Here is a 10,700-nt window from a genome sequence, read left to right as displayed (position 1 = left end):
TGAAGCAAAAGCACCTAGCAAATTAAGACATCCAAGTCGTAGTAAGCGTCTTAAGGATTTCTTAGAATAGGTTATTTTTTAAGTTTACTTCACCTTTGTGAAGTAAACTTTTTTATTTTGTTAATTTTTGTTAAAATTTAGCTATCGGCAACGATTACAATTTCTTGTAATTTATTTTACAGAATTGTCTTTTGATTTGCAAATGCGCATTTTTCGATTTTTCGATTAATTTTGTTTATTCTATACAAAAATGAGAAACGTTAATAATTATCGAAATAATAAGCTATATGACAATAAAAAACAATAAACTGAATTTATGGAATATTTTTAACAAGTAGTAGTTTACTCTTTTCTGATAGAGCGTTTTCAAGTACAATGGAAATGACTGAATCATCTAACTATTTAGGGGTATAGAGGGGGGAGAAGAGATATGAAACGTAATCCGCTGATTCCGTTCGCTCTTATTGCAGCATTAGGTATTATCGTTATGTTTGTATTTTCATTTCAGGGGCTAAATAAATCTAAAGAGTTAGCTGATGCAAAAAATGGCGGGAAGCCAGCACAAACAGCATCAAAACCAGAGGATATTGTGAAGCAAAGCTGTACGAGCTGCCACGGTGATCAGTTACAAGGGGCGGTAGGACCTAACTTACAAAAAATTGGTGGGAAACTTTCAAAGGATGAAATTAAAGAAATTCTTTCGAAAGGAAAGGGCAATATGCCTGCCAATATAGTTCCAGCTGATCAAGCCACTAAAGTAGCTGATTGGTTATCGAAGAAAAAATAAAGTCCCGTATGACAAGCCTTTTGCTTATGCAAAGGGCTTGTTTTTCTATATTTTCTAAAATACGATGAATGATAGAGAAATGAATTGTTGTTATGGGCTTGCAACAACTACTATAAATTCATTATCATGGAGACAGACTAACAAGAGAAGGAGTAATGGAAATACATGAATGAAGTAAAGCTTTCAAAACGATTAGAAGAAGTTGTGCGTGAAATACCAGTAGGATCTACAGTTGCTGATATTGGATCGGATCATGCGTATTTACCGTGTTATACAATTATAAATAATATTGCTACAAAAGCAGTTGCAGGAGAAGTTGTAGATGGACCATTTCGTTCTGCACAAGCAACTGTAGCTGAAAGTGGCTTACAAGATAAAGTAGATGTACGTAAAGGGAATGGATTAGCTGTTATCGCGCCAGGAGAAGTAGATGTTATTACGGTTGCTGGAATGGGCGGAGCGTTAATTCGTGACATTTTAGAAAGTGGTAAAGAAAAATTAGAAGGTGTAACACGTTTAATTTTACAGCCGAATATTGCAGCGCATCATATTCGTGAATGGTTTGTTGAAAATGGTTGGGAGCTTATCCATGAAAAAATCGTAAAAGAAGATGGGAAAATTTACGAGATTTTAGTAGGAGAGCGAGGAAATGTCGAAGCACCTTACTCGGAAAATAAACAAGCGGGATTGTTTATGGGGCCATTTCTAATAAAAGAGAAAAATGAAGCTTTTGGTGAGAAATGGGAAGGGGAATTGAAAAACTTCCAAAATATTTTAAAACAGTTAGAACGTGCGGCTAATTCTGAAGAAACAAAAGCGAAACGTGCAGAAGTAGAAGCGAAAATGAAAATGATAGGGGAGATTTTATCATGAGTAAAATTCCAAACGGCCATGAAATTATTTCTTTATTTGAAAGTATGTATCCGAAGCATTTGGCGATGGAAGGAGATAAAATTGGTCTGCAGATTGGAGCGCTTAATAAATCTGTACAACACGTATTGATTGCGTTAGATGTAACGAAGGAAGTTGTGGAGGAAGCGATTCAATTAGGAGCGAATGTCATTATCGCGCATCATCCTTTAATTTTTAATCCGTTAAAAGCGATTCATACAGATAAAGCGTACGGAAGAATTATTGAAACGTGTATTAAAAATGATATTGCCATTTATGCAGCGCATACAAATGTGGATGTTGCCAAGGGCGGAGTAAATGATTTACTTGCTGAGGCGTTAGGGTTGCAAAATACAGAAGTTCTAGCACCAACATATGCGGAAGAAATGAAAAAAGTTGTTGTGTTTGTGCCAGTAACTCATGCAGAAGAAGTACGAAAAGCATTAGGAGACGCAGGTGCTGGTCATATCGGCAATTATAGCCACTGTACGTTTAGTAGCAAGGGTACAGGTACGTTTGTACCTCAAGAGGGGACAAATCCTTATGTAGGGGAAACTGGACAGTTAGAGCGCGTAGAAGAAGTGCGAATCGAAACGATTATTCCAGTTTCACTACAACGAAAAGTGATTAAAGCGATGGTAACGGCACATCCATATGAAGAAGTAGCGTATGATGTGTATCCACTTGATAACAAAGGCGAAACATTAGGGCTTGGGAAAATAGGATACTTAAAAGAAGAAATGACACTTGGACAGTTTGCAGAACATGTAAAGCAATCATTAGATGTAAAGGGTGCACGAGTTGTTGGGAAATTAGATGATAAAGTGCGCAAAGTAGCTGTACTTGGTGGTGATGGTAACAAATACATCAATCAAGCTAAATTTAAAGGAGCGGATGTATATGTAACAGGTGACATGTATTATCATGTTGCTCATGATGCGATGATGCTCGGTTTAAATATAGTTGACCCAGGACATAACGTTGAAAAAGTAATGAAGCAAGGTGTGCAAAAGCAATTACAAGAAAAAGTGGATGCAAAGAAACTCAATGTACACATTCATGCTTCGCAATTACATACAGATCCATTTACATTTGTATAAGAAAAATAAAAACCGTTGCTCATATAGGCAACGGTTTTTATTATTGTTCTTTTTTCACTTTTACACGAGGTAATATTTTTTGTAACGGTACTTTTCGAACTCTCTCCCATGTAGCGGGATTCATTGGGTCATATTGATCTAAGAAAGCGATAACTTCTTTTGTAATTGGAGTTGGAGTAGAAGCACCTGCTGTAACAGCTACGTTTTCTACACCTTGTAGCCACTCTAATTGGATTTCGCTTACATCAGCAACTCGATATGCTTTTGTACCTGCGATTTCTTGTGATACTTGTGCTAAGCGATTTGAATTGTTACTTTTCGGATCACCAACAACAATTGTTAAGTCTGCAACATCAGCTTGTTTAGCGACAGCTTCTTGGCGAACTTGGGTTGCTAAACAAATTTCTTTATGGAATTCTGCTGTTGGGAATTTTTTTTGAATGTCCTCCATCAAATGTTGAACATCCCATTGACTCATTGTTGTTTGATTCGTTACTAAAATTTTATCTGTTGGGATTTCTAATGTTTTTAAATCATCGGCTCTTTCGATAAGGTGAACGATGTCAGGTGCAATACCGACTGCGCCTTCTGGCTCTGGATGATTTTTTTTACCGATATAAATGACATGATACCCTTCCGCTTTCTTAGCTTCGATAAGGTCATGCGTCTTGGTAACATCTGGACAAGTGGCATCGATTGTTGTTAAACCTTTTTCTTTTGCGCGTTGTTTAACTTCTGGAGAAACACCGTGTGCAGTGAAAATAACAGTACCAGAATCAATTTTATCTAAAATTTCTAAGCGACTTGGACCGTCTAATGTGATGATTCCATCTTCTTCAAAAGCGTCTGTAACATGTTTATTGTGAACAATCATACCTAAAATATAAATGGGTCTCGGCAATGATTTATCTAATGCGGCGTTACGTGCAATTACCATTGCATCGACAACACCGTAGCAATAACCACGAGGGGAAATTTTAACAATTTTCATATGAGTAATCCTCTCCTTCTAAACAAGGGATACTTTTGTGCATAGTCTTTTACATTATAAAGGAGGAGTGGATAGAAAACAAAGGATTGTTACACATATAGTTTTGGTTTTGTTGCTGTTTGTTGAACTGGTTCTTTCGGTAACTCTTTTTCTATTACAGGTTCAATCACTATTTTCTTTCGTTTTCGTTTCTTTTTTTGAGGTGTAGGAGGCGGACTTTTTACCTCAACTGGCTCTGTTACATTTTCCGCTTGATTTTCTTCCGTACTTTTTCCAGAGGTGAGGATTTTAACAATGCTTGGTAGACTACGCATAATAGGACCGTACTGTTCGACGACAGGACCTACAGATTGAACGACTTGGGATACTTTTTCGATGTTATTTATCATATTAGTTGGATTCGAAATTAAATTCGAAAAAAAACTGCCGATGCCACTGCTTGCTGCAGCTGTAGTTGCTGCCCCGCCGCGCGTTTCATTTGATTCATACATTTGAGGCGGTATCATTTGCTCAGGATGTTGCTGCATGTATGGTTGATATTGTGGATGTTGCTGAGGATATTGTTGCTGGTATTGCTGCTGGTATTGCTGCTGATATTGCTGTTGATATTGCTGCGGCGGTGGTTGCTGATGCATCATCGGTGGGCCTTCCATTTGTCGGTAAGGCGGAACCATTTGCATAAAAGGCTCGGTTGGATCGTGTTTTTTAAAAAGCTTAGCAAGAAAACCTTTCTTTTTTTGTGCCATTGGTGGTAGTTGTGGAATGGGATATGGTGTATAAGGTTGTTGTCCTTGATTCGGATACATTTGCCTTGTAGGGGATTTCGGAAACATGTGAGAAATCCTCCTTTCTTCAGTTAGGTATATACACATACAATATGCAATAAAAGGGAAGAAGGTTAGTTTTTGAAGTGAAAACCTAAACTAAAGATGGATTTTACTTGTAGATTTCGATATAATGTAGACTTGACTGATTTGTGCGCGCAGTAGAAATTTTAGAAAGAAGGTGTAACTTATGACACAAAAAACTTTTACACAGTATGATTTTAAACCATTTTTAATAGATGCAGTTCGTGAACTACGCTTTACAGAGCCGACAGGAATTCAGCAGAAAATTTTCCCGGTCGTGAAAAAAGGTGTAAGTGTAATTGGGCAATCCCAAACAGGTTCTGGGAAAACACATGCATACTTACTTCCTACATTAAACAGAATTAATGCAAGCCGTGAAGAAGTACAACTTGTTATTACAGCACCTACTCGTGAGTTAGCACAACAAATTTACGAAGAGATTGTGAAATTAACAAAATTCTGTGCGGAAGATCAAATGATTACAGCGCGTTGTTTAATTGGTGGAACTGATAAACAACGTTCAATTGAAAAATTGAAAAAACAACCTCATATCGTAGTTGGGACACCAGGGCGTATTAAAGACTTAGTTGAAGAACAAGCATTATTTGTTCATAAAGCAAATACGATTATTGTCGATGAAGCAGACTTAATGCTTGATATGGGATTTATTCATGATGTAGATAAAATTGCAGCACGTATGCCTAAAAACTTGCAAATGCTAGTTTTCTCTGCAACAATTCCTCAAAAACTAAAACCGTTTCTGAAGAAATATATGGAGAATCCAGAGCATATTCATATCAATCCAAAACAAGTTGCAGCTGGAAACATTGAACACTATTTAGTGCCTTCTAAACATCGTAATAAAATTGATTTAGTGAATAAAATGCTACTTCAATTTAAACCGTATTTAGCAGTTGTTTTCACGAATACGAAAAAGATGGCGGATCAAGTTGCTGATGGATTAATGGAACGCGGCTTAAAAGTTGGACGAATTCACGGGGATTTATCACCACGTGATCGTAAAAAAATGATGAAACAAATTCGTGACCTTGAATTCCAATATATTGTTGCGACTGATTTAGCAGCACGTGGTATTGATATTGAAGGGATTAGCCATGTTATTAACTATGAGCTACCATCAGATTTAGATTTCTTCGTTCACCGCGTTGGAAGAACAGCACGTGCGGGGCATTCTGGTATTGCAGTGACGATTTATGATCCAGCAAACGAAGAAGCGTTAGATAGCTTAGAAAAACAACGTCATATCGAGTTTAAACATGTAGATTTACGTGGAGATGAGTGGGCGGATTTAGGTGAGCGTCGTCGTCGTAAGAGCCGTAAAAAACCAAATGACGAACTTGATGTTATGGCAACGAAAGTTATTAAAAAACCGAAAAAAGTAAAACCAAACTATAAACGTAAACTTGCAACAGAACGTGACAAAGTGAAGAGAAAATATAGCAATAAAAAAAGATAAGGGGTTTCCCTTATCTTTTTTTAATCCCGCTAATTTAAATGAAGAGTATAGTCTGTTTAAATAGTCAAATAAATTTGTGTAGTGCGTCTTTTGTGAACAAACAATTCACTACATATTTCTACAAATTATGCTATCATTATATCTATTGTATATTGAAGAGGTGATTGTATGTTAAAGATTGGATCTCATGTTTCCATGAGTGGTAAGAAAATGTTATTAGCAGCAAGTGAAGAGGCTGTTTCATATGGTGCAACGACGTTTATGATTTATACAGGTGCACCGCAAAATACACGAAGAAAACCAATTGAAGAATTGAACATAGAAGCAGGAAGAAAACATATGGAGCTGAATGGAATTGAGGAGATTATCGTCCATGCACCGTATATTATTAATGTTGGGAATACGACAAAGCCAGAAACATTCCAATTAGGTGTAGACTTCCTTCGTATGGAAATTGAAAGAACATCGGCATTAGGTGTAGCGAAACAAATTGTTCTTCACCCAGGAGCGCACGTTGGTGCTGGAGCAGATGCTGGTATTCAACAAATTATTAAAGGGCTTAATGAAGTACTAACGCCAGAACAGACGGTTAACATTGCATTAGAGACGATGGCAGGAAAAGGAACAGAATGCGGTCGTAGCTTTGAAGAAATTGCAAAAATCATTGATGGTGTAAAATATAATGAAAAGCTATCTGTATGCTTTGATACGTGCCATACGCACGATGCAGGATATGATATTGTAAATGACTTTGACGGCGTGTTAAACGAATTTGATAAGATCGTCGGTATAGATCGTTTACAAGTACTTCATATTAACGATAGTAAAAATGTACGCGGAGCAGGAAAAGACCGTCATGAAAATATTGGATTTGGTCACATTGGGTATAAAGCATTGCATCACATTGTACATCATCCACAGTTAATGCATGTACCAAAAATTCTTGAAACACCGTATGTAGGGGAAGATAAAAAAGATAAGAAACCACCATACAAATTGGAAATCGAAATGCTGAAAAACGGTAATTTTGATGAAGGGATTCTTGAAAAAATTAAAGCACAATAAGGAGGGGAAATCCCCTCCCTATTTTAGTAGTTGCTGAAATAATGTATTTACTTGTTGGGCAGTGGCAGGGGAAGTTACTCTTGCGATCTGTTTTAAGAGCTCTAGTCGCTCGTTGTTATCGTAAATATTAATATTTTTACCTTTCATAAGTAAAACGATTTGGTCAGCTTGTGCAGTCGTAATAGAAACTTCATATTCTTTGCTATATTTTAATAACTCTTTTGTAGAAATATGATTTAATTTTTTATTAACAATTTGTTTTATGAGGTTCATCTTGTTATCCTCCTTCACGTGTTCTTCTATCGAAATATATGAGCATATAGCTTGTACATATTCGTATGGAGTTTCTTTTTTCATGAGGAAAAGAAGCGTATGTTATAATATAAGGACAAAACTACAGAAAAAGAGTAAAGGGAGGACCTATGGAGCAAAAGCAACATCGAAAAGAAAGTGTTATTCATCTCATTTATCGTTTAGTTATGATTATTTTTGGAGCAGCATGCGCGGCGGTAGCGATTGAACTATTTTTAATGCCAAATAAAATTATTGATGGTGGAATTATTGGTATTTCTCTTATATTAGATTATCTTACTCCTAACATTTGGTGGTTAAGTTTTTCTACTTTAGTCGTTGTTCTCAATATCCCATTTATGTATTCGGGTTATAAGCAAATTGGAAAAACATTTATGTTATCTTCGACATTTGGTATTGTAGCGTTAGCTTTCATTGAGTCAACGTTACATGCGGTGCCACCATTTACAACAGAACCTATTTTAGCGACAGTGTTTGGTGGGCTTATTTTAGGTCTTGGTGTAGGACTTGTAATTCGTCATGGTGGGTCGTTAGATGGAACTGAAATTATGGGGATTTTATTAACGAAGAAATTACCGTTCTCTGTTGGTGAATTCGTAATGTTTGTGAACTTATTTATTTTTGCATGGGCAGCATTTGTGTTTGGTGTGGAACAAGCGATGTATTCTGTTATGACCTACTATATTGCATTTAAAACAATCGATACAGTAATTCAAGGGCTAGATGAAACGAAGGCGGTTTTAATTGTATCTGATCAATACGAGGAAGTATCAAACGCGATTTTGCATCGTCTTGGCCGTGGAACTACAAAGCTGGTAGCAAAAGGTGGTTACACGGATAAAGAAAAAGAAGTTATTTATGCAGTTGTAACGCGTCTAGAAGTGACGAAGTTAAAATCAATTGTGCATGAAATTGATGAAAATGCGTTTGTGACGATTATGAACACGCAAGAGACAAATGGTGGTAAGTTTAAATCGGCTATTCACTAAAAATTTATAGGAATATTTTTCGAAAGCAGAGAATTTTTCTCTGCTTTTTGTTATAATAGTAAGGTTTCTTGAAAAAATAGATATATTTTAGGCAGATTGGTTTACAACTATAATAAGCTGTACTATAATTCAAATAGATATAAATCGGAATCATTCTGAATTAAAATAGGTGAGATGCTATGAATAATATATTAGAGATTGAAGGTTTAACATTCCGATACGAAGATCGGAATGTGTTAGAAAATATTAATTTGCAAGTTCCGAAGGGAGCTTTTTTAGGTTTAGTGGGACCGAATGGTTCAGGTAAATCAACTTTACTTAAGTGTTTATTAGGCGTTTTAAAGCCAAAAGAAGGAAGCATTCGCGTGTTTGGCGTTGATAGTAAGAAGTTTAAGGAATGGAACAAAGTTGGTTATGTATCCCAAAAGGCAAATAGTTTCAATTCTGGTTTTCCAGCAACTGTTTCTGAAGTTGTGTCAATGGGACTTGTTTCGAAAAAAGGGCTTTTTCGCTTTTTCACAAAAGAAGATAAGAAAAAGGTAGAAAAAGCAATTGCTGATGTAGGGATGAGTGAGTTTCAAGGTCGTAACATTGGAGAGCTTTCTGGTGGACAGCAACAGCGTGTATTTATTGCTCGTGCGCTCGTTAGTGATCCTGAATTGCTTATTTTAGACGAGCCTACTGTTGGAATTGATGTAAAAAATGTGGAAAGTTTTTACGAAATATTAGAGGATTTAAACAAAAGGTTGGGAATCACATTAATTCTTGTTACTCATGATATGGGAGCTGTTACCGAAAAAGTAACACATGTTGCATGCCTAAACCAACATCTACATTTCCATGGAAATGTAGAGAAGTTCCGAGAGTTAGAAGATGCAGAAATGTCCGTCTTATATGGACATCATGTTCATCGTTTAGAACACGAACATGAGCATCACGGGAGGATATAATGATACAAGATTTTTTACAATATGACTTTTTACGTAATTCTTTATACGCAGGTATTTTAATTGGACTTGTTGCACCGCTAATTGGTGTGTTTGTTGTTATTCGTCGTTTATCTCTTATTGCGGATGCATTAAGTCACGTGACGTTATCAGGTATTGCAGCAAGTTTATTACTTGAAAAAACCATTTTTACAGGTGGATTTTTAAACCCCTTATATATGGGGATGGTTTTTTCAATTGGTGGAGCGCTACTAATCGAAAAGTTAAGAACTGTATATAAGCACTATCAAGAATTAGCAATTCCGATTATCCTTTCGGCAGGGATGGGAGTTGGAGTTATTTTCATTTCACTTGCAAATGGATTTAACACAGACTTATTTAGTTATTTATTTGGTAGTGTTAGTGCTGTAACAAGTACGGATTTAATTATTATTGGGATTGTAGCAATTGTTGTTGTTGCGACAATTATTTTATTATATAAAGAGCTGTTTCTACTATCATTTGATGAGGAATACGCAGTATCAACTGGTTTAAGAGCGAAATGGATTCACTTTATTTTCATTATATTAGTTGCTCTTGTCATTGCAGTATCAATGCGTGTAGTAGGGGTTCTTCTCGTATCATCATTAATGACGTTGCCAGTTGCAGCGAGTATTCGTATTGCTAAAGGATTTAAACAAACAATTTTCTTTTCCATTTTATTTGGTGAAATTGCAGTTATTGGTGGAATGTTTGCTTCGTATCAACTTGATTTAGCGCCAGGTGGTACAATTGTTATGATAGCAGTTCTTATTTTAATCGGTGCGATTTTATGGAAGAAGAAAAAAACTGCATAAAGTAGGGATAGGTATGAATCTAACGGAAGCTTTACGCCTAATGAAAGAAAAAGGATACAAACATACTGGAAAAAGAGAAGAGATGCTCAGATTATTTGCAGCACATAATCGTTATTTAACTGCGAAAGACGTTTTAGAGCATATGAAAGACGACTATCCAGGGCTTAGTTTTGATACGATTTATCGTAACTTAACAGTTTTTGCTGAGATTGGTGTTTTAGAACAAACGGAATTAAATGGTGAAAAACATTTTCGTTTTACTTGTTCTATTATGGAACATCATCATCATTTTATTTGTTTGGATTGTGGGGGGACGAAAGAGATTACTTCCTGCCCAATGGATTTTATGAATAAAGATTTTACTGGTTATGAAGTAACGGGTCATAAGTTTGAAATATATGGTCGTTGTCCAAAATGTGCAAAGTAAAAGCTCGTCGGTTATATAACTGACGAGCTT

At 36.1% G+C, this 10,700-nt stretch carries 13 protein-coding genes; 10 read left to right on the top strand and 3 right to left on the bottom strand.

The genetic code is table 11. From position 1 onward, the window contains the following. From DN403_RS31645 to DN403_RS01810, 4 genes are all read left to right on the top strand, one after another. On the top strand, window positions 1–70 hold a 70-nt coding region (locus tag DN403_RS31645), incomplete at its 5' end, for a hypothetical protein (RefSeq protein WP_255451746.1). A 360-nt stretch (window positions 71–430) separates the two neighbouring features. Next, on the top strand, window positions 431–787 hold the full coding sequence (gene cccA / locus DN403_RS01820) for a cytochrome c550 (RefSeq protein ID WP_000828142.1): 357 nt from the start codon (window positions 431–433) through the stop codon (window positions 785–787). A 165-nt stretch (window positions 788–952) separates the two neighbouring features. Beyond that, window positions 953–1,660: a tRNA (adenine(22)-N(1))-methyltransferase gene (locus tag DN403_RS01815; RefSeq protein ID WP_001006546.1), complete on the top strand. Its 708-nt coding sequence runs from the start codon at window positions 953–955 to the stop codon at window positions 1,658–1,660. Further along, window positions 1,657–2,778 (top strand): Nif3-like dinuclear metal center hexameric protein, encoded by a 1,122-nt coding sequence (locus tag DN403_RS01810; RefSeq protein WP_000036251.1) that lies wholly within the window; start codon window positions 1,657–1,659, stop codon window positions 2,776–2,778. The genes DN403_RS01815 and DN403_RS01810 overlap by 4 nt, the downstream gene beginning before the upstream one ends. Before the next feature lie 40 nt (window positions 2,779–2,818). On the opposite strand, the gene DN403_RS01805 is transcribed toward DN403_RS01810, so the two are convergent. Both DN403_RS01805 and vrrA read right to left on the bottom strand, forming a co-directional pair. Beyond that, window positions 2,819–3,769, bottom strand: a complete 951-nt coding sequence (locus tag DN403_RS01805) for a 4-hydroxy-3-methylbut-2-enyl diphosphate reductase (protein WP_000706658.1) — start codon at window positions 3,767–3,769, stop codon at window positions 2,819–2,821. An 89-nt stretch (window positions 3,770–3,858) separates the two neighbouring features. Then, entirely contained in the window at window positions 3,859–4,602 is a 744-nt protein-coding gene (vrrA, locus tag DN403_RS01800) for a VrrA/YqfQ family protein (RefSeq protein ID WP_098298032.1), read from the bottom strand. 181 nt (window positions 4,603–4,783) lie between these two features. On the opposite strand from vrrA, the gene DN403_RS01795 reads away from it, so the two are divergent. Together DN403_RS01795 and DN403_RS01790 are read left to right on the top strand one after the other, a co-directional pair. Then, window positions 4,784–6,094: a DEAD/DEAH box helicase gene (locus DN403_RS01795; RefSeq protein ID WP_000192443.1), complete on the top strand. Its 1,311-nt coding sequence runs from the start codon at window positions 4,784–4,786 to the stop codon at window positions 6,092–6,094. Between the two features lie 168 nt (window positions 6,095–6,262). Then, entirely contained in the window at window positions 6,263–7,159 is an 897-nt protein-coding gene (locus DN403_RS01790; protein WP_000912458.1) for a deoxyribonuclease IV, read from the top strand. 18 nt (window positions 7,160–7,177) lie between these two features. Here DN403_RS01790 and DN403_RS01785 read toward each other — a convergent pair whose 3' ends face one another. Further along, window positions 7,178–7,432: a DUF2624 domain-containing protein gene (locus tag DN403_RS01785; protein WP_001048959.1), complete on the bottom strand. Its 255-nt coding sequence runs from the start codon at window positions 7,430–7,432 to the stop codon at window positions 7,178–7,180. A 149-nt stretch (window positions 7,433–7,581) separates the two neighbouring features. Between DN403_RS01785 and DN403_RS01780 the strand changes: the two genes are divergently transcribed. From DN403_RS01780 to DN403_RS01765, 4 genes are all read left to right on the top strand, one after another. After that, a complete protein-coding gene (locus DN403_RS01780) occupies window positions 7,582–8,460 on the top strand; it encodes a YitT family protein (RefSeq protein WP_000435962.1) in 879 nt (292 codons plus the stop codon). Window positions 8,461–8,639: 179 nt separating this feature from the next. After that, the gene (locus tag DN403_RS01775) at window positions 8,640–9,410 is read left to right on the top strand and encodes a metal ABC transporter ATP-binding protein (protein ID WP_001059662.1); all 771 of its coding nucleotides are present in this window, start codon (window positions 8,640–8,642) and stop codon (window positions 9,408–9,410) included. After that, complete coding sequence (locus tag DN403_RS01770) at window positions 9,410–10,243, top strand: metal ABC transporter permease (RefSeq protein ID WP_000613817.1); 834 nt, start codon at window positions 9,410–9,412, stop codon at window positions 10,241–10,243. Before DN403_RS01775 ends, DN403_RS01770 begins: the two co-directional genes overlap by 1 nt. A 13-nt stretch (window positions 10,244–10,256) precedes the next feature. Further along, complete coding sequence (locus DN403_RS01765; RefSeq protein ID WP_001054516.1) at window positions 10,257–10,670, top strand: Fur family transcriptional regulator; 414 nt, start codon at window positions 10,257–10,259, stop codon at window positions 10,668–10,670. The last annotated feature ends 30 nt before the right edge of the window (window positions 10,671–10,700 follow it).

The sequence above is a fragment of the Bacillus sp. AY2-1 genome, from assembly GCF_008368965.1.
Taxonomy (GTDB): domain Bacteria; phylum Bacillota; class Bacilli; order Bacillales; family Bacillaceae_G; genus Bacillus_A; species Bacillus_A thuringiensis_S.
This window is presented reverse-complemented; position numbering and strand designations above follow the sequence as displayed.

Bases quoted from the DNA above. Each gene is read 5' to 3' on its own strand.
- cccA (WP_000828142.1), top strand. From the start codon at position 431: ATGAAACGTAATCCGCTGATTCCGTTCGCTCTTATTGCAGCATTAGGT.
- DN403_RS01815 (WP_001006546.1), top strand. From the start codon at position 953: ATGAATGAAGTAAAGCTTTCAAAACGATTAGAAGAAGTTGTGCGTGAA.
- DN403_RS01810 (WP_000036251.1), top strand. From the start codon at position 1,657: ATGAGTAAAATTCCAAACGGCCATGAAATTATTTCTTTATTTGAAAGT.
- DN403_RS01805 (WP_000706658.1), bottom strand. From the start codon at position 3,769: ATGAAAATTGTTAAAATTTCCCCTCGTGGTTATTGCTACGGTGTTGTC.
- vrrA (WP_098298032.1), bottom strand. From the start codon at position 4,602: ATGTTTCCGAAATCCCCTACAAGGCAAATGTATCCGAATCAAGGACAA.
- DN403_RS01795 (WP_000192443.1), top strand. From the start codon at position 4,784: ATGACACAAAAAACTTTTACACAGTATGATTTTAAACCATTTTTAATA.
- DN403_RS01790 (WP_000912458.1), top strand. From the start codon at position 6,263: ATGTTAAAGATTGGATCTCATGTTTCCATGAGTGGTAAGAAAATGTTA.
- DN403_RS01785 (WP_001048959.1), bottom strand. From the start codon at position 7,432: ATGAACCTCATAAAACAAATTGTTAATAAAAAATTAAATCATATTTCT.
- DN403_RS01780 (WP_000435962.1), top strand. From the start codon at position 7,582: ATGGAGCAAAAGCAACATCGAAAAGAAAGTGTTATTCATCTCATTTAT.
- DN403_RS01775 (WP_001059662.1), top strand. From the start codon at position 8,640: ATGAATAATATATTAGAGATTGAAGGTTTAACATTCCGATACGAAGAT.
- DN403_RS01770 (WP_000613817.1), top strand. From the start codon at position 9,410: ATGATACAAGATTTTTTACAATATGACTTTTTACGTAATTCTTTATAC.
- DN403_RS01765 (WP_001054516.1), top strand. From the start codon at position 10,257: ATGAATCTAACGGAAGCTTTACGCCTAATGAAAGAAAAAGGATACAAA.